This is a genomic window from Kitasatospora sp. MAA4 (assembly GCF_029893355.1).
Lineage (GTDB): Bacteria > Actinomycetota > Actinomycetes > Streptomycetales > Streptomycetaceae > Kitasatospora.
Genome location: NZ_JARZAI010000001.1, coordinates 237,532 through 262,733, shown reverse-complemented (window position 1 = coordinate 262,733; position 25,202 = coordinate 237,532). Strand labels below are relative to the sequence as shown.

Here is a 25,202-nt window from a genome sequence, read left to right as displayed (position 1 = left end):
ACCCCGCGTGCGGAGTGCGGCCGTCGGGGCCTCCGGCGTCAGACGCCCAGCAGGTCGACCACGAAGATCAGGGTCTCGCCGGCCTTGATCGCCGGGGTCGGCGACTGGTTGCCGTAGGCCTTGTTGGCCGGGATGATCAGCTCGCGCCGGCCACCGACCTTCATGCCGACGACACCCTCGTCCCAGCCCTTGATGACCCGGCCGCCGCCCAGCGGGAAGCTGAAGGCCGACCCACGGTTCCAGCTGGCGTCGAACTCCTCGCCGGTGCTGAAGGCCACGCCCACGTAGTGCACCTTGACCGTCTGGCCGGGCTTGGCCTCGGGGCCGTCACCCACCTCGATGTCGCGGATCTGCAGGTCAACCGGCGGCTCGCCGCCCGGGAAGTCGATCTCCGGCTTCGTCTTCTCGCTCACAACTGCCTCTTCTCATCAGCCGCCCGTGGCGGCCTTCGTCAATGCTCCACGGCACACAGCACGGCGGCGGACCGCCGTACCGCGGCTCCCTGGGGAACCACCGTACGGGCGTCCGCCGCCCATCTGCTTCAAGCCCGGCCACGGGTCGCCCCGACGGCCGGTCACCCCATTATTGTCACTGCTAGTTGGCCGAGCCGACACCGGCATCGAGGATGTCGATCACGAAGACCAGCGAGGAGTTGGCCGGAATGCCCGCCTGCGCCTGGTCCTTGTAGGCCAGCGAGGCCGGGATGACCAGCTCGATCCGGCTGCCGACGTTCTGGCCGACGACGCCCTGGTCCCAGCCCGCGATGACGTTCCCGCCACCGGTGACGAAGCTGAACGCCGTCTTGCCGAGCGAGGAGTCGAACTCCTTGCCGTCCTTGAGCAGCGCGCCGGTGTACTGCACGACGACCTTCTCGCCGCTGGCGACCTTCGGGCCCTTGCCCTGGATCAGCACCGCGGTCTTCAGCGCCGTCGGGTCGGTCACGCCGGCCGGCGGGGTGATCGTGTCGGGCTTGCCGGGGTTGACCTTGACCTGCGGGAAGTCGGCCGGCGGCTCGGTGACGTCACCGCTGACCCGGGAGTCGGCGGCGTTGACGCGCTCGACGTCGATCACCATCACCAGGGTGTCGGTGGGGCCCAGGCCCAGGCCGGAGTTGCCCTGGCTGCCGAAGGCCGCCGCCGGGGGCGCCACCACGAGCAGCCGGCTGCCGGCCTTGTGGCCCACCACGCTGGCGTCCAGGGCCGGGATCAGCTGGCCGAGGCCCGCCTGGAAGATCTGCGGCTGGCCCTGGTCGTAGGAGCCGGGGATGTCCTTGCCGGTGGTCCAGTCCTTCAGGGTGAAGTCCGCGGTGATCCAGGAGCCCTTGTCGACCTTGGCGCCGTCGCCCTCGGTCAGCGGCTTCACCACGAAGTTGCCGTCCGGGGAACCGCCCGCGGGCAGCGCGATGGTCGCCTTCTTGCCGACGTCGCCGGTGACCGTCGGGAGCACCTTGGCGTCCGTCTTGATCGGCGGGACGGGCGGCGCGCTCGGCGAGGCCGGCGCGCTCGGCGTGGCGGTGGCGCTGTCGGCGGCCGAGGACGAGCTGCTGTTGTCCGGCTTGTTGATCTCGTACAGCGCGACGCCGCTGCCCACCAGCAGGACCGCCAGCACGGTGGCGAGCACCGCGCCGAGCTTGCCCACGCCGGGAGCCTTGTCGTAGTCCGCCTCGGACTGCTGCTCCTTGCGCACCGTGGAGGCGAACACCTGCGGCGCCTCCTCCTTGGGCGCGCCGGGAGCGGCCGGCGCGGCCTGGCCCGGCTGGGCCCAGCCCGCCTGCTGCTTGAGAATCGACGGCGGAATCACGATGGACTCGCCGTCGCCCGGCAGCGGGCCCCCGGGCCTCGGGGCCGCCGGGTCGGCGACCGCGCCGTTCGCGGTGTCGGCCTCGCCCGGGCCCGACGCATTCTCAGCCATGACTCCCCATCCTCGCCATCAGATCGCTCGCCGCTGTGCGAATCGGCAGCAGTATGTCAGCTCAGCATGAGGGCAGGCTCTCACCAGGTGTACATGACACATGAGAAGGGCCTGCCCCGCCGCTACCGATCGACTACACAGCTTCCAGGATGTCGATCACAAACACCAGCGTGGAGTTCGCCGGGATCGAGGACTGCGCCTTGTCGCCGTACCCCAGCGCGGGCGGGATCACCAGCAGCACCCGGCTGCCCACCGGCTGGCCGACCAGCCCCTTGTCCCAGCCCTGGATCACACTTCCGGTGCCGACCTGGAGCGCCTGCGCCCCGCCGTGGCTCCAGGACGAGTCGAACTGCTGGCCGTTGCTGTACAGCACCCCGGTGTACTGCACCACCAGCGTCTGCCCGGCCTGCACCGGCTTGCCGTCGCCCTTGATCAGCACCGAGGTCTGCAGATCGGTCGGCGCGGGCTGGTCCTTGGGCACGGTGATCGTCGGAGCGGCCTTGCCGTTGTCCTTCACCTGCGGGGAGGTCGGCGGCGCCTGGGTCATCGTCCCGGTCACCGCGGAGTCCTGCGGCACGTCCTCCATGATGTCCAGCACGAAGACCACGGTGTCCTGGCCGCCCACGCTCAGCGCGGTGTTGCCGGTGCTGCCGAAGCCCGCGGCCGGCGGCGCCACCACCAGCACCCGGCTGCCGACCTTCTTGCCCACCACGCTCTGGTCGAAGGCCGGCACCAGCTGCCCGCTGCCCGCCTGGTAGAGCTGCGGCTTGGAGCCGGCGTCGTACGAGCTCGGCACGTCCTTGCCGGTCGTCCAGTTCTTCGCCGTGTAGTTGACCGTCACCCAGTCGCCCTTGTTGACCCCGGCGCCGTCGCCCTCGCTCAGCGTGCTGACCACGAACTGCCCGCTCGGCTGGCCGGGCGGGATCGTGATCACCGCCTTCTTGCCGAAGTCCCCGCTCACCGTGGGCATCGGCGAGGCCGAGCCCACCGGGCTGGGCACGGCCGGGGCCGAACTGCTCGGCGCCGCGGACGGGCCGCTCTTCACGGGTGTGCTGCTGCTGCACGCCACGAGCGCCAGCAGTGGCAGGGCTGCAAGCAGCCCGGCGATCCGTCGCACGGTGTTCCTCACTGTCGGTCAAGTCCGGTTCACTACGGCCCGGCGAACTCGACCACCCTAGAACCCGTACCCTCCGCACGCCGGAAGGCGGGGCGGGGAGGTGATCAACCACACGGTCGGATCACCTGCCCGCCCCGCCTTCCCCGGCTGGGCTACATGGCTGGGCTACATGCCTGCGATGAGCTTCTCCACCCGCTCGTCCACCGAACGGAACGGGTCCTTGCAGAGCACGGTGCGCTGCGCCTGGTCGTTGAGCTTGAGGTGCACCCAGTCCACCGTGAAGTCGCGGCGCTGCTCCTGCGCCTTGCGGATGAAGTCCCCGCGCAGCCGGGCGCGGGTGGTCTGCGGCGGGACGGACTTGGCCTCGAAGGTCTTCAGGTCGGTGGTGACCCGCTGCGCCTGGCCCTTGTTCTGCAGCAGGTAGAAGAGCCCGCGGCGGCGGTGGATGTCGTGGTACGCCAGGTCGATCTGGGCGACCCGCGGGTTCGACATGCTCATCTGGTGCTTCTCGCGGTAGCGCTCGATCAGCTGGTACTTCATGATCCAGTCGATCTCGTTGCCGACCTTGGCGAGGTCCTCGGTGCGCACCGCCTCCAGCGTGCGGCCCCACAGCTCCAGCACCCGGGCCACCGTGCCGGTGTTCAGGCCCTTGCGGTCGGCGAACTCCAGCGCCTTGCTGTAGTACTCCTCCTGGATCTCCAGGGCGCTGGCCTCCCGGCCGTTGGCCAGGCGGACCTGGTGGCGGCCGGTGAGGTCGTGGCTGACCTCGCGGATCGCCCGGATCGGGTTCTCCAACGTCAGGTCCCGCATCACCACGCCGGCCTCGATCAGCCGCAGCACCAGGTCGGTGGCACCCACCTTGAGCAGGGTGGTGGTCTCCGACATGTTCGAGTCGCCGACGATCACGTGCAGCCGCCGGTAGCGCTCGGCGTCCGCGTGCGGCTCGTCGCGGGTGTTGATGATCGGACGGGAACGGGTGGTCGCCGAGCTGACGCCCTCCCAGATGTGCTCCGCCCGCTGGCTCACGCAGTAGACCGCGCCCCGCGGGGTCTGCAGCACCTTGCCGGCGCCGCAGATCAGCTGACGGGTCACCAGGAACGGGATCAGCACGTCGGCCAGCCGGGAGAACTCCCCGTGCCGGGCCACCAGGTAGTTCTCGTGGCAGCCGTAGGAGTTGCCGGCCGAGTCGGTGTTGTTCTTGAAGAGGTAGACGTCCCCGGCGATGCCCTCCTCGTGCAGACGCCGCTCGGCGTCCACCAGGAGGCCCTCCAGGATGCGCTCGCCCGCCTTGTCGTGCGTCACCAGCTCGGTGACGTCGTCGCACTCCGGAGTGGCGTACTCGGGGTGCGAACCGACATCGAGGTAAAGCCGTGCGCCATTGCGCAGGAAGACATTGCTGCTTCGTCCCCAGGAAACTACGCGGCGGAAGAGGTACCTGGCCACCTCGTCCGGAGACAGACGCCGTTGTCCCCGGAACGTACACGTGACGCCGTACTCGTTCTCCAGCCCGAAAATTCGGCGATCCATGGTGGGACTTTACGCTTCTGGCGGGGTTCTGAAACCGTTTCTGCTGCGCCAATCGGAGCACGGTTATTCCGGGCCGGACCGCGGCCGCGGCGCACCGGGCCGGAAATGCGCGCGCCCGTGGGGTGCGGCGCCGATCGCGCCGCACCCCACGGGCCCGGAAGCCGCCGCGCTACTCGGCGGCGTCCCCGGAGACGTCCTTCGGGGCCGCGCCCTCGGTGCCGTCCTCGGCCGCCGCCGACTCGTCGCCGCTCAGCAGCCGGGCCAGCTGGCCGCCCAGGATCCGCTTGAACTTGCGCTGCTGCGGCCGGTGGCGGTCCAGCACGGCCACCTCCAGCTGCTCGGGCGTGAGGGTGCGCGGCGAGCCGCCGTTGGGGTCGCGGGCGAGCGACTCCACGGCCACCTTGAGGGCCTCCGCCAGGCTCAGACCGGGCGTGTGGCGCTGCTCCAGGTACGTGCCGATGGAGTCCGCGTTGCCGCCGACCACGACGGTGTTCTGCTCGTCCACCACGGACCCGTCCGGGGTCAGCCGGTAGATCTGGTCGTCCTCGGTGGCCTTGCCCACCTCGGCGACGATCAGCTCCACCTCGTAGGGCTTCTCGCCCACCGAGGAGAAGATGGTGCCCAGCGTCTGGGCGTAGACGTTGGCCAGCCCACGGGCCGTCACATCGGCCCGGTCGTAGGAGTAGCCGCGCAGATCGGCGTATCGGACGCCGCCGATCCGCAGGTTCTCGAACTCGTTGTAGCGGCCGACCGCGGCGAACGCGATCTTGTCGTAGATCTCGGACACCTTGTGCAGCGCCCGGGAGGTGTTCTCGGCGACGAAGACGATGCCGTCGGCGTAGGTGAGCACGACCACGCTGCGACCGCGCGCGATGCCCTTGCGGGCGTACTCCGCGCGGTCCGCCATGGCCTGCTGAGGCGAGACGTAGAACGGTGTGGACACCGGCGGTCGTCCCCTTCTGTCAGGTGGGTGGGGTGTGGGGCTGGCGGACTACAGCAGGGGGGCCTGCGGACCGTTCGGACGGGCGTTGCGGTGCTCGACGATCGAGTGCGCGATCGTGGACACCTCGTCGTCGGACAGCCTGCGGAAGCCGTCCTCGGTGATCAGCGAGACGATCGGGAAGATCTTGCGCGCCATGTCGGGACCGCCGGTCGCCGAGTCGTCGTCGGCCGCGTCGTAGAGCGCCTGGACGACCAGGGTGGCGGCCTGATCGGCCGTCAGGTCATCGCGGTAGAGCTTCTTCAGCGACCCGCGGGCGAAGACCGAGCCGGAGCCGGTGGCCGTGAAGCCGCGCTCCTCGGACCGGCCGCCGGTGACGTCGTAGCTGAAGATCCGCCCGCGCCCGAGGTCCAGGTCGTAGCCGGCGAAGAGCGGGACGACGGCCAGACCCTGCATCGCCATGCCCAGGTTGCCCCGGATCATGGTGGTGAGGCGGTTGGCCTTGCCCTCCAGCGAGAGGACCGCGCCCTCGATCTTCTCGTAGTGCTCCAGCTCCAGCTGGAACAGGCGGACCATCTCGACCGCGAGGCCGGCGGTGCCGGCGATGCCGACCGCGCTGTACTCGTCGGCCGGGAAGACCTTCTCGATGTCGCGCTGGGCGATCACGTTGCCCATCGTCGCCCGGCGGTCACCAGCGATCACCACGCCACCGTCGAAGACGGCGGCGACGATGGTGGTGCCGTGCGGGGCGTCGATGGTCAGTCCCTCGGGGAGGACGCGCCGTCCGGGGAGCAGCTCCGGCGAATAGTCCGCCAGGAACTCGATGAACGACGAGGATCCCGCAGTGAGGAAGGCATCCGGTAGACGCCCGGTGCCACGAGTGTTGGCTTCCACACGATTCCTTCCAGATAGTCGGCAGCCCGCCGGAGCGCGTCGGGACTGTCCCTCATCTGCCCGAGTGCCGCGTTGCACGCGAAGCAGAGGATGCCACGGACCCTACCCGTTTCGTGGTCGTGATCCACATGCTCGGCCCGCTTCGCCAGACAGATCACGCAGAGGTGGTGCTGCGAGGCGAGCATGGCCTGCAGGTCGGCCTCGGTCATGCCGTAGTTCTTCTCGAAATGCCGACGCCTGCCATAGACCTTTCGACACGCCTTGCAATAGGCCGCGAAACCGTCCGGCGAACTGCGGTTGAGGTCCCATTCGGCATGCGGCTTCACCTGTTCGCACTTCGCACACCGCTTGTGTCCGACCGGAACCTCCACGCGCGGACGGACGACCTTGCCCTTGGCCAGTTGCCGCTGGTCGTAATAGGCGGCGCTGCAGGCGCGACACATCGCCTGCAGCCCGTTCCACCTCGACCGATTCTTTGCGAAATCACCGGCCGGCAATGTCTTCTTGCATCTCGAACAATGCGCCTCGAAATGCATTTCCGACATTCTTTATTGCCCGCCCTTTTGAACGAAGCCACGAACAAAATCCTCGGCATTAGACTCGAGGACTTCGTCGATTTCGTCCAATACCGCGTCCACGTCGTCGCTCAGCTTTTCCTGGCGCTCCTTGAGTTCCTCGGAGTTCTGCGTTTCCGCAGTCTGCTCCTCGACCTCCTCGGAGGAGCGGTTCGCCCGCTGCTGGCCGCCGCCGGTGTCCTTGGTCGCCATGTCCCTCACCCCGCTCGAATTCGTCTGGCACGGTTGGTCCAAGCCTGCTGCTCAGACCCTATACACCGGGTGCGACTGGCGCTGCCCGTTTGCGTGGTATCGGCGGCGTCTGCTGCCTCCACCCTGAACGTCCACTCTCTTCAACGCCGGGACGTCACCTGGATGATTCCCCTCCGGGGGTGCGTTCACCCGTGGTGATCGCCGACTCACCGGGCGGGTTCAGCCGCCGGAGAGCACCCGGACCAGGTCCTCGGCGGTGCGGCAGCGGTCGAGGAGTTCCTTGACGTGGTTGCGGGTCCCGCGCAGCGGCTCCAGGGTCGGTACCCGCTGGAGGGAGTCGCGGCCCGGCAGGTCGAAGATGACCGAGTCCCAGGAGGCCGCCGCGACGTGCTCCGCGTACTGCTCGAGGCAGCGGCCGCGGAAGTACGCCCGGGTGTCCTCCGGGGGCTTGTGGACGGCGCGCAGCACGTCCTCCTCGGTCACCAGGCGGTCGAAGCGACCGCGGGCCACCAGGCGGTTGTAGAGGCCCTTCTCGGGTCGTACGTCGCTGTACTGGAGGTCGACCAGGTGCAGCCGGGGGTGGTCCCAGTCCAGGCCGTCGCGCTGGCGGTAGCCCTCCAGCAGCTCCTTCTTGGCGACCCAGTCGAGCTGCTTGGACAGGCTCATCGGGTCGCGCTCCAGGCGGCCGAGCACGTCCTCCCAGCGGGCCAGCACGTCCACCGTCTGCTCGTCGGCGTCGTGGCCGTAGCGGTCCTCGACGTACTTGCGGGCCAGCTCGCAGTACTCCATCTGAAGCTGCACGGCGGTCAGCTTGCGGCCGCTGCGCAGCTGGATCAGGTGCTGCAGCGAGGGGTCGTGGGAGACCCGGTGCAGGGTGCGCACCGGCTGGTCGACGGCGAGGTCGACGGCGATGAAGCCGGCCTCGATCATCGCCAGCACCAGCGAGGTGGTGCCGAGTTTGAGGTAGGTGGAGATCTCCGAGAGGTTGGCGTCGCCGATGATCACGTGCAGCCGGCGGTACTTCTCGGCGTCCGCGTGCGGCTCGTCGCGGGTGTTGATGATGGGCCGCTTGAGGGTGGTCTCCAGGCCGACCTCGACCTCGAAGTAGTCGGCCCGCTGGCTGAGCTGGAAGCCGTTGGCTGAGCCGTCCTGGCCGATGCCGACCCGGCCGGCGCCGGTGACCACCTGGCGGGAGACGAAGAACGGGGTGAGGTGGCGGACGATGTCGGCGAACGGGGTGGCCCGCTGCATCAGGTAGTTCTCGTGGGTGCCGTAGGAGGCGCCCTTGTTGTCGGTGTTGTTCTTGTACAGGTGGATGGTCTGCCCGTTGGGCAGTTCCAGGGCACGGGCGGCGGCCTCGGCCATGATCCGCTCGCCGGCCTTGTCCCAGAGCACCGCGTCGCGCGGGTTGGTGATCTCGGGCGAGCTGTACTCGGGGTGCGCGTGGTCCACGTAGAAGCGGGCGCCGTTGGTGAGGATGATGTTGGCCAGGCCGATGTCCTCGTCGGTCAGCTGGCTGGAATCCGCCACCTCGCGGGCGAGGTCGAAACCCCGGGCGTCCCGCAGCGGGTTCTCCTCCTCGAAGTCCCAGCGGGCGCGGCGCGCCCGGTGCATCGCCGCCGCGTAGGCGTTGACGATCTGGGACGAGGTGAGCATGGCGTTGGCGTTGGGGTGTCCGGGTACGGAGATCCCGTACTCGGTCTCGATGCCCATCACGCGCCTTACGGTCATGCGGCCCTCCTTGCCCGTCGCCCCGCCCCGAGCGGGCGGGACACCGACGTCCCTGCTGTGCTCCGCCGGCGGCGGACCGTGTGGTCCGCGGCGGCGGGTGGTGCGTGGAGCACTGCGCCGACGGCCCGGTGCCCCGGGTGCCGCAGACACCCCGTCCGGCCGTGGGCCCGGGGGCCGACGGCCGGACGGGGTGTCGGAGCGTGTCGTGTGCAGGTGGTGCGGATACTGCCTCGCCTGGATGTGCTGGAGGTACTAGAGGTACTGGCCGGTGTTGGCCACGGTGTCGATGGAGCGGCCGGACTCGGCGCCCTGCTTTCCGGTGACCAGCGTGCGGATGAAGACGATCCGCTCGCCCTTCTTGCCGGAGATACGGGCCCAGTCGTCCGGGTTGGTGGTGTTGGGCAGGTCCTCGTTCTCCTTGAACTCGTCCACGCAGGCGGCGAGCAGGTGGGAGACCCGAAGGCCGCGCTGGCCGTGGTCGAGGAAGTCCTTGATGGCCATCTTCTTCGCCCGGTCGACGATGTTCTGGATCATCGCGCCGGAGTTGAAGTCCTTGAAGTACAGAACCTCCTTGTCACCGTTGGCGTAGGTGACCTCCAGGAAGCGGTTCTCCTCGGTCTCGGTGTACATCCGCTCCACAACCGCCTGGATCATGGCGGCGACGGTGGAGTCCAGCGACCCGTCGTGCTCCTTGAGGTCGTCCGGGTGGAAGGGCAGCGAGGGCTTGAGGTACTTGGAGAAGATGTCCTTGGCCGCCTCGGCGTCCGGACGCTCGATCTTGATCTTGACGTCGAGCCGGCCCGGGCGCAGGATCGCCGGGTCGATCATGTCCTCGCGGTTGGAGGCGCCGATCACGATGACGTTCTCCAGCCCCTCCACGCCGTCGATCTCGGCGAGCAGCTGGGGGACGATGGTGTTCTCGACGTCCGAGCTGACCCCGGAGCCGCGGGTGCGGAAGAGCGACTCCATCTCGTCGAAGAACACGATGACGGGGGTGCCCTCGCTGGCCTTCTCACGAGCCCGCTGGAAGACCAGGCGGATCTGCCGCTCGGTCTCGCCGACGTACTTGTTGAGCAGCTCGGGACCCTTGATGTTGAGGAAGTAGCTCTTGCCCTGGGGCTGGCCGGTGACCTCGGCGACCTTCTTGGCCAGCGAGTTGGCGACCGCCTTGGCGATCAGCGTCTTGCCGCAGCCGGGAGGGCCGTAGAGCAGCACGCCCTTGGGGGGCCGCAGCTCGTACTCCTTGAAGAGCTCCGCGTGCAGGTAGGGCAGCTCGACCGCGTCGCGGATCATCTCGATCTGCGCGTGCAGACCGCCGATCTGCCGGTAGTCGATGTCGGGGACCTCTTCGAGGACGAGCTCCTCGACCTCCGCCTTGGGGACGACCTCGTAGACGTAGCCGGAACGCGGCTCCATCAGCAGGGCGTCGCCGGGGCGCAGCGTGACGTCGCGCAGCGGTTCGGCGAGCCGGACCACCCGCTCCTCGTCGGTGTGCCCGGTGACCAGCGCGCGTTCGCCGTCCTCCAGGACCTCCTTGAGGGTGACGATGTCGCCGATGCTCTCGAACTCGAACGCGTCGACGATGTTGAGCGCCTCGTTCAGGAGCACTTCCTGGCCGCGGCGCAGCTCGTCGAGGTCGAGGCTCGGGCTGACGTTGACGCGCAGTTTGCGCCCGCCGGTGAAGATGTCGGCGGTGCCGTCCTCGTTCTGGGAGAGGAAGGTGCCGAATCCTGCGGGTGGCTGGGCCAGCCGGTCCACTTCCTCCTTGAGGGCCACGATCTGGTCGCGGGCCTCTCGCAGGGTGGAGGCGAGCCGTTCGTTCTGGGCGGAGACTCCGGCCAGGTTGGTCTGAAGCTCGATGACCCGGTCTTCGAGAATTCTCGACGAGCGCGGCGAATCGGCGAGCTTGCGGCGCAGGACGGCGATCTCCTGCTCGAGGTACGAGACCTGTGCGGCCTCGTCGGAACCACGAGCGGGCTTGCCGGCACTGCGGTTGTAGTCGTCATCGTGGGCTGCCACGGTCCTCACCTCCTCCTGGGGAGCGGGATGCTTCCAGACCCTACCTGGACCAGGGGCCGTGTAAACCCCTAGATCAGAAAGACGGAAGGGGTGTGTCCGATCTTCACCCGTGTGTGCTTCCCCTCTGCGTAGGAGATACCCACCACACACCCTCGGAAAGCGGGCGGATGTATCGTCGGGCAAGTCAATACCCGATCGTGACCGTTCCTCCTGGACGGATCGTCGGACAAGCGGACAGAAACGGCAGGAGACGATGTCGGTGACCAGCGAGGCAGCCGTCGGCGAGCCCCTTGAGGTTTGGATCGATCAGGCCCTGTGCACGGGCGACGGCATCTGCGTGCAGTACGCCCCAGAGGTCTTCGAGATGGACATCGACGGCCTGGCGTATGTGAAGGGCGAGGACGACGAGTTGCGCCAGCAGCCGGGCGAGACCGCGCCGGTCCCGCTGACGCTGCTTCGGGACGTGGTCGACTCGGCGAAGGAGTGCCCGGGCGACTGCATCCACGTCCGCCGGGTGAGCGACCAGGTCGAGGTGTACGGGCCGGACGCCGACTGAGCCTCCGCGCAGCGCTGCTGGCGCCCCGTCAGGCCGCGGCCGACGGGGCGCTGCTCTGGGTGCGGACGTACGAGCCGCCCTTGCGCGTCCAGTTGAGGTTTACCGTGAGGTCGGGGCAGCAACGCGGCACGTCGGCGCCGGAGTAGCCGAGGGCCTGGCCGGTCAGGACGCCGTCGCTGCGCAGCGCGAGGCGGGTGAGCGTCAGGTTCTCCTGCCAGTGCACCAGGGTGTCGCGGACCACCGGCTGCCCGTCGGGGCCGGCTGCCAGGACGAAGACGCCGTCCGGCGGGGTGCCGTTGTCGGCGGAGCAGTGCGCGGCGACCACGGTGGCGGGGGTGCCGTCGCCGAGGTCGGCGGGGAAGCTGATCGAGATCTTGACCGGGAAGGGGCCGCAGTCCAGCGGCAGCTGCGCCTTGGCCGGATCGGGTGCCTGGGCGGTCGGGACGGGCCGGGGGGCGCCGGCCGGGGCGCTGCGGACGGCTCCGGCAGCGGGCCCTGCGGCGAGCGCGGCGGCCACCACGGCCACACAGGCGGCCAGCACGGCGCTCCAGTGCAGCAGGCCCGGGCGGGCGTGGTCCGGGGTGGTGTCACGGGCGGGCCGATCGGCCACTACTGCGTGCACTGCGTCGTCCGCCAAGGGGGCCCCTCCACCGGCAGGATGTCCGTGTCGCCAGCATCGTCGCACATCAGAACGGGTGGCCCGGCACCGGGGGCGGCGCGCGCCGGGGCGTGTGCGCCGGGGTACGCCGAAGGGCGGCGCCGAGGCGCCGCCCTTGGGTTCCGTCAGTCCTGGTCGATGACCGGGTTGTCCTCGCGGGACGCCGCACGGGCCGCCGCGCGCTCGGCCAGCGTGGGCTCGGGGCTGCCGTTGTCGTAGTCCTCGCCGTAGGCGCCCTTGGCGGGGCGGCGGCGGCGCAGCGGCGGCTCGACGCCGTCCGCCAGCCGGCGGGAGGTCAGCAGGAAGCCGGTGTGACCGATCATCCGGTGGTCCGGGCGGACCGCCAGGCCCTCCACGTGCCAGGTGCGGACCATGGTCTCCCAGGACGCCGGCTCGGTGAAGCTGCCGTGCTCGCGCAGCGCCTCGACGGTGCGCGACAGCTGCGTGGTGGTGGCCACGTAGCAGCAGATCAGACCGCCGGGGACGAGGGCCTTGGCGGCCACGTCCAGGCACTCCCAGGGGGCGAGCATGTCCAGGATGATCCGGTCGACGTCGCCCTCGACCAGGTTGTCCTGGAGGTCGCCGACGGTGAGCTTCCAGGCCGGGTGCGGACCGCCGAAGTAGCGCTCGACGTTCTTCTGCGCGATGTCCGCGAAGTCCTGGCGGCGCTCGTAGGAGGCCAGCATGCCGGTGTCACCGACCGCGCGCAGCAGGTACGTGCTGAGCGCGCCGGAGCCGACGCCGGCCTCGACCACGCGGGCGCCCGCGAAGATGTCGGCCATTGCCAGGATCTGCCCCGCGTCCTTGGGGTAGATCACGGCAGCGCCGCGGGGCATGGACAGGACGTAGTCGGGGAGCAGAGGGCGCAGCGCGAGATACGGCACGTTCCCCGTGGTTCGCACGACCGTGCCCTCGGGGGCACCGATCAGCTCGTCGTGCGGGAAGGCACCCTTGTGGGTGTGGAAGTTCTTCCCGGCTTCGAGCGTGAACGTGTAGTGACGGCCCTTGGGGTCGGTCAGCTGAACCTGATCCCCGACCGTGAATGGCCCCCGCCTGCGGGTGGCACCGGTCGGTTCGGACATAAGGACAATCCTAAGGGAACGGCGACGGGCCCCCGACCAATCAGCGCCCGGACACGGCTGCGCTGAGCCGGCGCTCGACGTCCAGCACCGCCAGCACCCCGTAGACCGAGCCGTCCGCCTCGACCACCAGGTACTCGCTGGCGGGCTTGGCGCGCAGCGCCGCGAGCAGCTCCTCGCCCTCCAGGGCGGCGGGCAGCCGCATCCCCGGCTCCAGCGAGCGGGCCAGTGCGCCGACCGCGACCCAGGGCCGGCGCTGCTCGGGGATCTGCAGGACCGCGGCCTCCTTGACCAGCGCCAGCGGCTCGCCCAGGCCGTCGACCACCAGGACGGCTCCGGCCTGCGCCTCGCGGGCCTGGCGCAGCGCCTCGGCCAGCGGCGTGTCGGCGCTGACCGACACCGCCCGGCGGGTGAGGCCGCGCAGGGTCAGTCCGGGCAGCGCCGCCTTCAGCCGGGCGTTGCGCACGGCCCCGCCGGCACCGTTCCAGATCACCACCGCCAGCACCGCGGCCAGCGCCGTGTCCAGCAGCGTGTCGCCGCTGGAGCGGGTGCCGCCCCCGGCGTTGTTGACCATCGGCAGCCCGAACAGGACGACCACCGCCAGCACCCGCCCCGCCCAGGCGGCGGCGACCGTGCCGGCCATCGGACGGCCGGTGATGCCCCAGACCACCGCGCGCAGCATCCGGCCGCCGTCCAGCGGCAGGCCGGGCAGCAGGTTGAAGGCGGCGACCACCAGGTTGGAGACGGCCAGGCCCGCGATCAGCACGCCGGGGACCGTGCCGGGGGTCACGAAGTTCAGCGCGCCCCAGCAGATCCCGCCGAGCACCAGCGAGAGCAGCGGCCCGACGAAGGCCAGCCAGAACTCCCGGCCCGGGGTCTCGGCCTCCCGTTCGATCTCCGAGATGCCGCCGAGGAACTGCAGCTGGATCCGGCGCACGCCCAGCTTGTAGCGCAGCGCGACCAGGGTGTGGGCGAGTTCGTGCACCAGCACCGAGCCGTAGAAGGCGATCGCGAAGGAGAACGCGACCAGGTAGCGGGTGGCGCCGAGGTCGGGCAGCACGTTGGCGAGCTGGCCGCCGAAGATCCAGGTGATCAGGCCGGCGATCAGGAACCAGGTGGGGGTGACGTAGATCGGCACGCCGAAGGGGCGGCCCATCAGGATTCCGCCGCCGGGGCGCACGGGCTCCTGCGGGCGCCGGTCCTGCTCGGGTGGCTGCTCGGAGGTCTGCTGACCCGTGGTGTCGCTCACCGTGACCCCTTCAGGTCGTCGTCCCCGCCGTCTTCCGGCCGTCCGGGCCGGGTGGCTGCCCACGCTACGTGATCTCTCCGTACGGCGGGGACGCCCCTGTCCACCAGTGTCCTACCCGCTACGGAGGCCGGGCCACCGGTTCCGGGCCTGGATCGTTGCTGTGAGCGCCCTGACAGTGGGATGACGGCCGGACCCCATAGGGTCGGGTCCATGCAGCCGACCGAGACCGCCCGCCGGGCCGTGCCCCCGACCGGGCTCTCCCCCTCCCGTGCCGGGGACTTCCTGACCTGCCCGTTGCTCTACCGGCTGCGGGTGATCGACAAGCTGCCGGAGCCGCCGAGCGCCGCCGCCACCCGCGGGACCATGGTGCACGCGGTGCTGGAGCGGCTGTTCGACCACCCGGCCGGCGAGCGGACCGCGGACCGGGCCAGGGAGCTGCTGCGCCCGCAGTGGGAGCGGCTGCTGGGCGAGCGGCCCGAGCTTGCCGCGCTGTTCGCCGACGACCCGGACGGCACCGCACTGGCCCGCTGGCTGGCGGACGCCGAGAAGCTGCTCGGCCAGTGGTTCAAGCTGGAGGACCCGACCCGCCTGGAGCCCGCCGAGCGCGAGCTGTACGTGGAGACCGTGCTGGAGTCGGGCCTCAAGCTGCGCGGCTACATCGACCGGGTCGACGTCGCTCCGACCGGCGAGGTGCGGCTGGTGGACTACAAGACCGGCCGGGCGCCCCGCGCGGACTTCGAGGCCAAGGCGATGTTCCAGATGAAGTTCTACGCCCTGGTGGTCTGGCGCTGGAAGGGCGTGATCCCCAAGCGGCTGCAGCTGGTCTACCTCGGCGGGGGCGGGGACGTGGTCAGCTACGACCCCGACGAGGCGGACCTGCTGTCGGTGGAGCGCAAACTGCTGGCGCTCTGGGAGGCGATCAGCCGGGCGGTGGCCACCGGTGAGTTCCCGGCCACCCGCAACCGGCTGTGCGACTGGTGCGACCATCAGCAGAGCTGTCCGGAGTTCGGCGGCACTCCCCCGCCCTACCCCCTTCCGGTGGTGGCCCTGCCCGGTGCACGGGCCGCCGAGGATCCCGCGGTCCACGGGGGATCGAACACGCAGATGAGCGAGGAGTCCTAAGTGACGATCCGGGTGCTACTGGTCGACGACCAGCCGTTGCTGCGCACCGGCTTCCGGATGATTCTGGAGGCCGAGGCCGACCTGGTGGTGGTGGGTGAGGCCGGAGACGGCCAGCAGGCCCTGGAGCAGGTGCGGGCGCTGCAGCCCGACGTGGTGCTGATGGACATCCGGATGCCGCGGATGGACGGGGTGGAGGCCACCCGGCGGATCGCCGGCCCCGGGCGCGACGGCCCGGTCAAGGTGCTCGTGCTGACCACCTTCGACCTGGACGAGTACGTGGTGGAGGCGCTGCGGGCGGGTGCCAGCGGCTTCCTGCTCAAGGACGTTCCGGCCGAGGAGCTGGTGCAGGCGATCCGGGTGGTGGCGGACGGCGCGGCGATGCTCGCCCCCTCGATCACCCGCCGGCTGCTGGACCTCTACGCCACCAGACTGCCCTCCGGCGACGAGACGCCCTCGCCGGCCCTGAACACGCTCACCGAGCGCGAGATGGAGGTGCTGCGGCTGGTGGCCCGCGGGCTGTCCAACGCGGAGATCGCCGCCGAGCTGTTCGTCAGCGAGACCACGGTGAAGACCCATGTCGGCCATGTGCTGACCAAGTTGGGGCTGCGCGACCGGGTGCAGGCCGCGGTGTACGCCTACGAGAGCGGCCTGGTGCGCCCCGGCGCGCTCTAGAGAACGGGTACGGCGAGGGGATTGCCCCCTCGCCGTACCGGCACTCAGCTGTGGCCGATGTCCCCGAAGCGGAAGACACCGGTCTGGTCGATGGTGCCCTCGATTCCGGTGATGTTGCTGCGCGCGGCGTAGAACGCCTTGCTCTGGAAGAGCGGCAGCATCGGGACGTCGTTGGCGATGATGCCCTGGATCGTGCTGTACGTGCCGGACGCGGCGCTGCGGTCGGCCTGCTTGAGGCTCTGCGGCACCAGCGTCTGGGTGATCTGCGGGTTGTCGTAGCCGTTGTGGTACGCGCCGCCGTTCACCACCAGCGGGACCACGAAGTCGTCCGGGTCCGGGTAGTCGGGGGTCCAGCCGACCGTGTAGGCCTGGTAGCTGCCGTCCGCCCAGCCCTTCTGGTAGCCGGTCCAGTCGGCCACCTGCTGGACCGTGACCTGGAACAGGCCGCTGGCCTCCAGCTGCTTCTTCAGCTCGGCGGTCTCGGCGCCCTGGGCCTGGGCCTGGGACCAGGTCAGCTGCAGCTTGACCGGCAGCTGCACCTTGGCGGCGGTCAGGATCGCCTTGGCCTTGGCCGGGTCCGGGGTGCCGTACTTGTCGAAGAAGGCGGTGGTGTGGCCGCCGAAGCCCTGCGGGACCACCGAGTAGAGCGGCTGGACGGTACCGGCGTAGACGTCGCGGGCCAGCGCGTCGCGGTCCACCAGCTGGGCGACCGCCTGGCGCACCGCGGTCTGGCCGGCCGTCTGGTCCTTGGTGTTGAAGACCAGGAAGCGGGTGTCGCCGCCGACGCCCTCTGTCACCTTGATGTTGCCCTTGCCGGACTGGTCGTCGGCCTCCAGCTGGGCCGACGCGTTGGGGTCCAGGCTGTTGTCGGTGAGGTCGACGGCGCTGGTGTCGAGCGCGGTCTTCAGTTCGGCGGGCGAGTTGAAGTAGCGCACCGTGAACTTGGAGTTGTTGAGCTTCTGGGTGCCCTGGTAGTGGCTGTTCGCCGACAGGACGATCTTGCTGGGGGCCTTCGCGCCGGCCGAGGTGGTCATGCTCTCGACCGAGTCGATCTTGTACGGACCGGAGCCGACCAGCTTGTCGTTCGGCAGTTCCTTGTCGGCCGGGAAGACCTTGTGGTCGACGATCGAGCCGGCGGCGCTGGCCAGCTTGTCCGGGAGCACCGCGTCGGGCTGGGTGAGGTGGAAGACCACCTCGCTGTCGCTGGGGGCCTCCACCGACTTGATGGTGTCGAACAGCACCGAGGGGCCGCCCGCGTCCTTGATCGTCTTCATCCGGTTCACCGAGAAGACCACGTCCTGCGCGGTCAGCGGGTCACCGTTGGAGAAGGTCAGGCCCGAGCGCATGGCGCACTGGTAGGTCATCGCGTCCGAGCCGGTGAACTGGCAGGACTGCGCGGCGTCCGGCAGCGGCGAGGTCGCGCCGACCGGGAAGCTCAGCAACGACTGGAAGGTGTTGTTGAGGATCAGCCAGGAGCCTCGGTCGTAGGCACCGGCCGGGTCCAGCACGCTGGTGACGTTGGCGGTCCCCATCGTGATGGCGCTGCTGCCGCTGCTCCCGCTCACGGCGGACTGCACCGAACTGCAGCCGGCGAGGGTGGTGGCGACCAGGAGCGCGCAGCCCACTGCGGCCATCCGGCCGGGTGCGCGTCGTATGGCTGAAGTCATGCGTTCCTTCTCCGTGCTGGCCGGCTGAGGGTGCCGGTGAGCAGCCGTCGGCGGGCCCGGGTGGGGTGCTTCGCAGACGACGCTCGAACATGTCGGGATAGACCCAGGCAGCCTGCCACACGAGCGTTCGGGTGGCAGCACCCCTCCCCGTCCGCGATGACTCAGCGGCGCGAGGCGATAGGCGAGTTGTCAGCCAATGCCCGTTTTCTCCCGGCTGCCCGCGATCTGTTACCCCATGGGTGTATCGGGAAGGTGACCAGCGTCACACGCGGGCGGTGACCACCGAGCGCAGCAGGTCGAGGTCCAGCTCCTCCAGCGAGCCCAGCACGGTACGCCCCGGGGCCGACTCGATCGGCGCCACCGAGGGCACCGCGATGACCGGGCAGCCGGCCGCCTCGCCCGCCTGCACGCCCAGCGGGGCGTCCTCGATCACCACGCAGCGCGAGGGCTGGGCACCGAAGCGGGCCACCGCGGCGAGGTACGGGTCGGGGTGCGGCTTGGTGCGGGCCACCTCGTCGCCGGCCACCGAGAACGCGAAGGGGTGGTCGCCGAGGTTCTTCAGCACCAGGTCGATGATCCTGCGGTGCGAGGCGGAGACCAGCGCGGCGGGGATCCGGTGCTCGGCCAGGGTGGCCAGCAGCCGGCCCGCGCCGGGCATCAACGGGGCTCCGCCGTCCAGGAGTTCGACGAAGCGCCGGTTGATCAGCACGATCAGCTCGGCGGGCTCGATCCGGACCCCGGTGACGCCGAGCAGGTACTCCACCACCCGGGTCATCGGGCCGCCGACGCAGTGCAGCCGGTGGACCTCCTCCAGCGGGTGGCCGAACTCGGCGAAGAGCGAGGCCTCGGCCTGCCACCAGAAGCCCTCGGTGTCCACCAGCGTGCCGTCCATGTCCAGCAGCACCGCCTGCAGACCCCGGCCACCGGTGTTCTCCAGGGCCGGGGTGATGGTGTCGATGCTGGTCATGTGGACACGTCCCTTCACTGCGCACGGGCCCCGGGGATCGTGCGGGCCGGCTACACCGAGATGCAGCCGGCCCGTACGGGGTCGTCCAGGATACGCGCAGGGCGGCGAACGGCGCGCGACCTGCGGGTTACCGCGCGTTGAAGTACGTCGCCTCCGGGTGGTGGATGACGATCGCGTCGGTGGACTGCTCGGGGTGCAGCTGGAACTCCTCCGAGAGCACCACGCCGATCCGCTCGGGCTTGAGCAGCTCGGCGATCTTCGCGCGGTCCTCCAGCTCGGGGCAGGCCCCGTAGCCGAGCGAGAACCGGGCGCCGCGGTACTTCAGGGCGAACATGTCCTTGACGTCCTGCGGGTCCTCGTTGCCGAAGCCGAGCTCGAAGCGGACCCGGGCGTGCCAGAACTCGGCCAGCGCCTCGGCGAGTTGCACGGACAGGCCGTGCAGCTCCAGGTAGTCGCGGTAGGCGTTGGCCTGGAACAGCTCGTTGGCGGCCTCGGAGATCCGGTTGCCCATGGTGACCACCTGAAGGCCCAGCACGTCGCGCTCGCCGCTCTCCTCCGGCCGGAAGTAGTCGGCCAGGCAGAGCCGGCGCCCGCGGCGCTGGCGCGGGAAGGTGAAGCGGGTGTGCTCGCTGCCGTCCTGGTTGTAGACCAGCAGGTCGTCGCCCTTGGAGGCGGCCGGGTAGTAGCCGTAGACCACGGCCGGCTCCAGCCAGCCCTCGGTCTGCAGCCGGTCCAGCCACATCCGCAGCCGCGGCCGGCCCTCGGTCTCCACCAGCTCCTCGTAGGAGGGGCCCTCCCCGCTACGGGCGGCCTTCAGGCCCCACTGGCCCTTGAAGAGCGCGTCCTCGTCCAGCCAGGAGGAGTAGTCGGCGAACGGGATGCCCTTGACGATCCGGTCGCCCCAGAACGGCGGGGTGGGCACCTTGTTGTCCACCGAGACGTCCGAGCGGATCTGGCCGAGGTTGACCTCCTCCGGCTCCTCGACCTCGACGCGGGCGTGCCGGCGCTGCTTGAGCTCGGGCAGCACCGCGCCGGGCACCCCGCGCTTGACGCCGATCAGCGCGTCCATCAGCCGCAGGCCCTCGAAGGCGTCACGGGCGTAGCGGACCTCGCCGTCGTAGATCTCGTGCAGGTCCTGCTCGACGTAGGCGCGGGTCAGCGCAGCGCCGCCCAGGATCACCGGGTAGTCGGCGGCCAGCTTGCGCTGGTTGAGCTCCTGGAGGTTTTCCTTCATGATCACAGTGGACTTGACCAGCAGCCCGGACATCCCGATCACGTCGGCCTGGTGCTCGACGGCCGCGTCCAGAATGGCCGAAACCGGCTGCTTGATGCCGAGGTTCACCACCGTGTAGCCGTTGTTGGACAGGATGATGTCGACCAGGTTCTTGCCGATGTCGTGCACGTCGCCCTTGACGGTGGCCAGCACGATGATGCCCTTGCCCTCGTCCTCGGACTTCTCCATGTGCGGCTCCAGGTGGGCGACCGCGGTCTTCATCACCTCGGCCGACTGGAGCACGAACGGCAGCTGCATCTGGCCGGAGCCGAACAGCTCGCCGACCACCTTCATGCCGGACAGCAGCGTGTCGTTGACGATCTCCAGCGCCGGACGGAGCGTCAGCGCCTCGTCCAGGTCGACCTCCAGGCCCTTGCGCTCGCCGTCGATGATCCGGCGCTGGAGGCGCTCCTCCAGCGGCAGCGCCGCCAGCTCCTCGGCCTTGGAGGCCGCGCTGGAGGCGGCGCTGACGCCCTCGAAGAGCTGGAGCAGCGACTGCAGCGGGTCGTAGGCGGGCTCGGTCTCGGTGGCCGGGCGGCGGCGGTCGTAGACCAGGTCGAGGGCGACCTCGCGCTGGGCGTCGGGGATCCGGGCCATCGGCAGGATCTTGGAGGCGTGCACGATGGCCGAGTCCAGGCCGGCCTCCACGCACTCGTGCAGGAACACCGAGTTGATCACCTGGCGGGCCGCCGGGCTGAGGCCGAAGGAGATGTTGGACAGGCCCAGCGTGGTCTGCACCGCGGGGCGCCGGCGCTTGAGCTCGCGGATCGCCTCGATCGTCTCGATGCCGTCGCGGCGCGACTCCTCCTGGCCGGTGCCGAGCGTGAAGGCCAGGCAGTCCACGATGACGTCGTGCTCGGCGATGCCGTACTCGCTGCCGAGCTGGTCGATCAGGCGCTCCGCGATGGCGACCTTGGTCTCGGCGGTGCGGGCCTGGCCCTGCTCGTCGATGGTCAGCGCGATCACCGCGGCGCCGTGCTCGCGGGCCAGCGCCGCGACCTTGCCGAAGCGGGTGTCGGGGCCGTCGCCGTCCTCGTAGTTGACCGAGTTGAGCACCGCCCGGCCGCCCAGCAGCTCCAGGCCCGCGCGCAGCACCGGCGTCTCGGTGGAGTCCAGCACGATCGGCAGCGTGGAGGCGGTGGCCAGGCGGCCGGCGATCTCCCGCATGTCGGCCACGCCGTCGCGGCCGACGTAGTCCACGCACAGGTCCAGCAGGTGGGAGCCGTCCCGGATCTGCTCGCGGGCGATCTCCACGCAGGCCTGCCAGTCGCCGGCCAGCATCGAGTCGCGGAACTTCTTGGAGCCGTTGGCGTTGGTCCGCTCGCCGATCGCCAGGTAGGAGGTGTCCTGGCGGAAGGGCACGGACTGGTAGAGCGAGGCGGCGGCCGGCTCGGGCTTGGGGTCGCGGGCCACGACCTCGCGCCCGCGCACGCGCTCGACGACCTGGCGCAGGTGCTCGGGGGTGGTGCCGCAGCAGCCGCCGACCAGCGAGAGGCCGTACTCGCGGGTGAAGGTGTCGTGCGCGTCCGCCAGCTCCTCGGGGCTGAGCGGGTAGTGCGCGCCGTCCTTGCCCAGCACCGGCAGGCCCGCGTTCGGCATGCAGGACAGGCCGATCCGGGCGTTCTTGGCGAGGTAGCGCAGGTGCTCGCTCATCTCGGCCGGGCCGGTGGCGCAGTTCAGGCCGATGTAGTCGATGCCCAGCGGCTCCAGCGCGGTCAGCGCCGCGCCGATCTCCGAGCCCAGCAGCATGGTGCCGGTGGTCTCCACGGTCACCTGGGCGAGGATCGGCAGATCCACCCCCGCGTCGGTCAGCGCCAGCTTGCAGCCCAGGATCGCGGCCTTGGTCTGAAGGAGGTCCTGGCTGGTCTCCACCAGCAGCGCGTCCGCGCCGCCCGCGATCAGGCCGGCCGCGTTCTGCCGGAAGCCCTCGCGCAGCAGCTCGTACGGTGCGTGGCCGAGCGTCGGCAGCTTGGTGCCCGGGCCGATCGAGCCGAGCACCCAGCGCGGGCGGTCCTCGGTGGCGAAGGAGTCGGCCACCTCGCGGGCGATCCTGGCGCCCGCCTCGGAGAGTTCGAAGACCCGCTCGGGGATGTCGTACTCGCCCAGCGCGGCGTGGTTGGCGCCGAAGGTGTTGGTCTCCACGCAGTCCACGCCGACCCCGAAGTACGCCTCGTGCACCGAGCGCACGATGTCGGGGCGGGTGACGTTCAGGATCTCGTTGCAGCCTTCGAGGTCCTGGAAGTCCTCCAGGGTGGGGTCCTGCGCCTGCAACATGGTGCCCATGGCACCGTCGGCGACGACGACCCGGGTGGCCAGGGCCTCGCGCAACGCGGTGGCGCGGGCCTGCTGGACGGCTGAGGGGACACTGGTGGCCATGGGGCTACTCCCTGATGCGACGGCTGTCGGCTATGCGCTCCCCTCGAAACGGGGGTGCACGCCGTCAGCGTAACCGCCCCGGCGGATCACCACCGGCACATTCCGTATGCTGGGCCGAACCTAGGGCAAAGGGGAGGCAAAGTGCGGCCGATGGTGCGCTGGCGCAGCTGGTCGAGACGGCGGCGGCGGACGGTGTGGGCGGCGCTGGGGGCGGCTGCGCTGTTGGTGGTACCGGTCGGCTCGGTGGGCCTGGCGCTGGGCGCCGAGGCCGCCGGGGACCCGTCCGCGCTGGCCCGCACCCGCGGCCACGACGCCGTCTGGCTCGGCCACGGCTGGGTGGACGGCCACAAGGGGCCCGCCGACCTGGCCGCGCTGCCGCAGCTGGTGCGCGGCGGCGTCCACGACCTCTACGTGCACGCCGGGCCGCTGGAGCACGACGGCTCGCTGCCCGCCGCGCTGTATCCGCAGGCCCGCGCGCTGATCGACGCGGTGCACCGCGAGCTGCCGGGCGTGCGGGTGCAGGCCTGGCTCGGCGACCTGGTGGAGCCCGAGGCGGACGGGCTGCACCTGGACCAGGCCGCCGTCCGGGACCGGATCACCGCCTCCGCACGCCAGGTGCTGGACGCCGGCTTCGACGGGGTGCACCTGGACCTGGAGCCGCTGCACTCCGGGGACGGCGGGTACCTCGCGCTGCTCGACCAGGTGCACGCGCTGACCGCCGCCCGCGGCGTGCCGCTGTCGGTGGCGACCCCGCAGATCGACCCGCTGCCCGCCCTGCACACCGCGGCCGCTCTGCTGACCGGCCACCCCAAGTGGTGGTCGCAGGCCTACTTCGCCCAGGTGGCCCGACGCACCGACCAGATCGCGGTGATGTCCTACGACACCGCGATGCCGACCCAGGCGCTGTACACCGGCTACGTGGCCCAGCAGACCGCGCTCGCCCTGGAGGTCACGCCGCCCTCGGTCGACCTGCTGATGGGACTGCCCGCCTACTACGCCGACCAGTGGGGCCACCAGGGCTCGGCCGAGACGGTCGCGGCCGCGGTGCGCGGGGTGCGGCTGGGGCTGACCCGCAACGCGGTGGACCGCCGGACCTTCGGGGTCGGGATGTACGCCGACTTCACGGCCACCGCCGCGGACTGGGCCTCCTACCGGGACGACTGGTGTCGCGAACTCCCGTGAAGCCGCGGGTGATCTTCCGTAGGCTGCCGCCATGACCGGCTACCCCGAGCACACCACCCACCGACCCACCGCCGACGGCGGCCTGGTGCACGACGGCATCGTCTACGCCACCGTGCGCGGCTTCCGGCCGCTGCTGCTCGACCTGCACGTGCCGGCGGGCCCGGGCCCGTTCCCGGTCGTGGTGTGGATCCACGGCGGCGGCTTCGCCTTCGGCGACCGGCGGTTCCTGCCGGACACCGTCGAGCGGGACGCGGTCTTCACCGCGCTCGCCGCGGCCGGGATCGCGACGGCCACCATCGACTACCGGCTCTCCGGCGAGGCACACTTCCCGGCACAACTGGACGACGTCACCGCCGCACTGGCCCATCTGCGCGCCAACGCCGAGGCCCTGGGCCTGGACGCGGAGCGGATCGGCATCTGGGGCGAGTCGGCCGGCGGCACCTTCGGCGCCCTGGCCGCGCTCGGCGACGGCCGGATCGCCGCCGCCGTCTGCTGGTACCCGCTCACCGACCTGGCCGCCCGGTGGCCGCAGCGCAGCGACTCCAACGAGGGCCTGCTGCTCGGCGGCTCCCCCGCCGAGTTGCCCGAACTCGCCGCGCTGGGCAGCCCGGTGGCGCAGGTCGGACCCGGCGCGCCGCCCTTCCTGCTGCTCCACGGGACCGCCGACCGCCAGGTGCCGTCCTCGCACAGCGAGCAGCTGCACGAGCGGCTGCTGAAGGCCGGCGGACGCTCGACCTATCTGCCGGTGCCGGGCGCCGACCACTGCTTCGAGGGGTACGGGGACGTACCGGAGCTGATCCGGGTCTCGGTGGAATTCCTGGCGCGCGAGCTGGGCACCAGGAACTCCTGAGAGCAGCCGAGCTCAGTTGAAGTCGAGCTCGCCGGTGCGGGTGCGCTTGAGCTCGAAGAACTTCGGGTAGCCGGCCAGCAGGCGGGCGCCGTCGAAGACGTTCAGGGCGTCCTCGCCGCGCGGGATCGCGGTGAGCACCGGGCCGAAGAAGGCCACCCCGTCGATGTGGATGGTGGGGGTGCCGACCTCGTCGCCGACCGGGTCCATGCCCTCGTGGTGGCTGCGGCGCAGCGCCTCGTCGTACTCGGTGCTCTGCGCGGCGTCGGCCAGCTCGGCCGGCAGGCCGACCTCGGCCAGCGCCTCGGCGATCACCGCGGCGTAGTCCTTGTTGCCCTGGTTGTGGATCCGGGTGCCGAGCGCGGTGTAGAGGTCCCGCAGCACCTTGGGCCCGTGGAGCTCGGCGGCCGCGATGCAGACCCGCACCGGGCCCCAGGCGCGGCCCAGCAGGCTGCGGTACTGCTCGGACAGCTCCGCGCGGTTCTCGTTGAGCACGGACAGGCTCATGACCTTGAACTTCAGGTCGAGGTCGCGGTACTGCTCGACCTCCAGGATCCAGCGGGAGGTGATCCAGGCAAAGGGGCAGGCCGGGTCGAAGTAGAAGTCGACCTTGGTGGGAGCGCTCTGGGCAGTAGTGGTCATGCCGTA

Annotated in this window: 21 protein-coding genes and 1 pseudogene; 5 read left to right on the top strand and 17 right to left on the bottom strand. The window is 70.5% G+C overall.

The window, feature by feature from the left end; genetic code table 11:
* Positions 1 to 38: 38 nt before the first annotated feature.
* From P3T37_RS01155 to arc, 10 genes and pseudogenes are all read right to left on the bottom strand, one after another.
* Positions 39 to 413 carry an FKBP-type peptidyl-prolyl cis-trans isomerase gene (locus tag P3T37_RS01155; RefSeq protein ID WP_280721448.1) on the bottom strand — a complete coding sequence of 125 codons (375 nt, stop codon included), beginning with the start codon at positions 411 to 413 and terminating at the stop codon, positions 39 to 41.
* Positions 414 to 594: 181 nt separating this feature from the next.
* Positions 595 to 1,911, bottom strand: a complete 1,317-nt coding sequence (locus P3T37_RS01150) for an FKBP-type peptidyl-prolyl cis-trans isomerase (RefSeq protein ID WP_280721447.1) — start codon at positions 1,909 to 1,911, stop codon at positions 595 to 597.
* A 133-nt stretch (positions 1,912 to 2,044) separates the two neighbouring features.
* Positions 2,045 to 3,028: an FKBP-type peptidyl-prolyl cis-trans isomerase gene (locus P3T37_RS01145; RefSeq protein ID WP_280721446.1), complete on the bottom strand. Its 984-nt coding sequence runs from the start codon at positions 3,026 to 3,028 to the stop codon at positions 2,045 to 2,047.
* Positions 3,029 to 3,193: 165 nt separating this feature from the next.
* On the bottom strand, positions 3,194 to 4,555 hold the full coding sequence (gene pafA / locus P3T37_RS01140) for a Pup--protein ligase (RefSeq protein ID WP_280721445.1): 1,362 nt from the start codon (positions 4,553 to 4,555) through the stop codon (positions 3,194 to 3,196).
* Positions 4,556 to 4,724: 169 nt separating this feature from the next.
* Positions 4,725 to 5,498 carry a proteasome subunit alpha gene (prcA, locus tag P3T37_RS01135; protein WP_280721444.1) on the bottom strand — a complete coding sequence of 258 codons (774 nt, stop codon included), beginning with the start codon at positions 5,496 to 5,498 and terminating at the stop codon, positions 4,725 to 4,727.
* Positions 5,499 to 5,546: 48 nt separating this feature from the next.
* Positions 5,547 to 6,389, bottom strand: a complete 843-nt coding sequence (gene prcB, locus P3T37_RS01130) for a proteasome subunit beta (protein WP_280721443.1) — start codon at positions 6,387 to 6,389, stop codon at positions 5,547 to 5,549.
* Positions 6,390 to 6,409: 20 nt separating this feature from the next.
* Positions 6,410 to 6,832: pseudogene (locus P3T37_RS01125) on the bottom strand (endonuclease VII domain-containing protein); the annotation flags it as partial.
* 105 nt (positions 6,833 to 6,937) lie between these two features.
* Positions 6,938 to 7,156 carry a ubiquitin-like protein Pup gene (locus P3T37_RS01120; protein ID WP_280665460.1) on the bottom strand — a complete coding sequence of 73 codons (219 nt, stop codon included), beginning with the start codon at positions 7,154 to 7,156 and terminating at the stop codon, positions 6,938 to 6,940.
* 219 nt (positions 7,157 to 7,375) lie between these two features.
* Entirely contained in the window at positions 7,376 to 8,887 is a 1,512-nt protein-coding gene (gene dop, locus P3T37_RS01115) for a depupylase/deamidase Dop (protein WP_280721442.1), read from the bottom strand.
* Positions 8,888 to 9,139: 252 nt separating this feature from the next.
* On the bottom strand, positions 9,140 to 10,906 hold the full coding sequence (gene arc, locus P3T37_RS01110; RefSeq protein ID WP_280721441.1) for a proteasome ATPase: 1,767 nt from the start codon (positions 10,904 to 10,906) through the stop codon (positions 9,140 to 9,142).
* A gap of 253 nt (positions 10,907 to 11,159) precedes the next feature.
* On the opposite strand from arc, the gene P3T37_RS01105 reads away from it, so the two are divergent.
* Positions 11,160 to 11,462 (top strand): ferredoxin, encoded by a 303-nt coding sequence (locus P3T37_RS01105; protein ID WP_280721440.1) that lies wholly within the window; start codon positions 11,160 to 11,162, stop codon positions 11,460 to 11,462.
* 28 nt (positions 11,463 to 11,490) lie between these two features.
* Here P3T37_RS01105 and P3T37_RS01100 read toward each other — a convergent pair whose 3' ends face one another.
* From P3T37_RS01100 to P3T37_RS01090, 3 genes are all read right to left on the bottom strand, one after another.
* Positions 11,491 to 12,099, bottom strand: coding sequence for a hypothetical protein (locus P3T37_RS01100; protein WP_280721439.1), 609 nt, complete (start codon positions 12,097 to 12,099; stop codon positions 11,491 to 11,493).
* Between the two features lie 146 nt (positions 12,100 to 12,245).
* Complete coding sequence (locus tag P3T37_RS01095; protein ID WP_280721438.1) at positions 12,246 to 13,202, bottom strand: tRNA (adenine-N1)-methyltransferase; 957 nt, start codon at positions 13,200 to 13,202, stop codon at positions 12,246 to 12,248.
* A 40-nt stretch (positions 13,203 to 13,242) separates the two neighbouring features.
* Positions 13,243 to 14,379 carry a site-2 protease family protein gene (locus P3T37_RS01090; RefSeq protein ID WP_280721682.1) on the bottom strand — a complete coding sequence of 379 codons (1,137 nt, stop codon included), beginning with the start codon at positions 14,377 to 14,379 and terminating at the stop codon, positions 13,243 to 13,245.
* Positions 14,380 to 14,658: 279 nt separating this feature from the next.
* On the opposite strand from P3T37_RS01090, the gene P3T37_RS01085 reads away from it, so the two are divergent.
* Together P3T37_RS01085 and P3T37_RS01080 are read left to right on the top strand one after the other, a co-directional pair.
* The gene (locus tag P3T37_RS01085; protein WP_280721437.1) at positions 14,659 to 15,570 is read left to right on the top strand and encodes a RecB family exonuclease; all 912 of its coding nucleotides are present in this window, start codon (positions 14,659 to 14,661) and stop codon (positions 15,568 to 15,570) included.
* Entirely contained in the window at positions 15,571 to 16,242 is a 672-nt protein-coding gene (locus P3T37_RS01080) for a response regulator transcription factor (RefSeq protein WP_035804803.1), read from the top strand. It abuts the gene before it with no gap.
* A gap of 44 nt (positions 16,243 to 16,286) precedes the next feature.
* Here the strand turns inward: P3T37_RS01080 and P3T37_RS01075 are convergent, their stop codons facing one another.
* The 3 genes from P3T37_RS01075 to metH form a co-directional block, all read right to left on the bottom strand.
* On the bottom strand, positions 16,287 to 17,909 hold the full coding sequence (locus tag P3T37_RS01075; protein WP_280721436.1) for an ABC transporter substrate-binding protein: 1,623 nt from the start codon (positions 17,907 to 17,909) through the stop codon (positions 16,287 to 16,289).
* 262 nt (positions 17,910 to 18,171) lie between these two features.
* Complete coding sequence (locus tag P3T37_RS01070; RefSeq protein WP_280721435.1) at positions 18,172 to 18,876, bottom strand: HAD family phosphatase; 705 nt, start codon at positions 18,874 to 18,876, stop codon at positions 18,172 to 18,174.
* Between the two features lie 127 nt (positions 18,877 to 19,003).
* Positions 19,004 to 22,525: a methionine synthase gene (gene metH / locus P3T37_RS01065; RefSeq protein WP_280721434.1), complete on the bottom strand. Its 3,522-nt coding sequence runs from the start codon at positions 22,523 to 22,525 to the stop codon at positions 19,004 to 19,006.
* 150 nt (positions 22,526 to 22,675) lie between these two features.
* Here metH and P3T37_RS01060 point away from each other — a divergent pair, with 150 nt between their 5' ends.
* Both P3T37_RS01060 and P3T37_RS01055 read left to right on the top strand, forming a co-directional pair.
* The gene (locus P3T37_RS01060; protein ID WP_348533203.1) at positions 22,676 to 23,707 is read left to right on the top strand and encodes a hypothetical protein; all 1,032 of its coding nucleotides are present in this window, start codon (positions 22,676 to 22,678) and stop codon (positions 23,705 to 23,707) included.
* Between the two features lie 31 nt (positions 23,708 to 23,738).
* On the top strand, positions 23,739 to 24,557 hold the full coding sequence (locus P3T37_RS01055; RefSeq protein ID WP_280721431.1) for an alpha/beta hydrolase: 819 nt from the start codon (positions 23,739 to 23,741) through the stop codon (positions 24,555 to 24,557).
* A gap of 12 nt (positions 24,558 to 24,569) precedes the next feature.
* Here the strand turns inward: P3T37_RS01055 and P3T37_RS01050 are convergent, their stop codons facing one another.
* Positions 24,570 to 25,196, bottom strand: coding sequence for a DsbA family protein (locus P3T37_RS01050; RefSeq protein ID WP_280721430.1), 627 nt, complete (start codon positions 25,194 to 25,196; stop codon positions 24,570 to 24,572).
* Positions 25,197 to 25,202 lie beyond the last annotated feature (6 nt).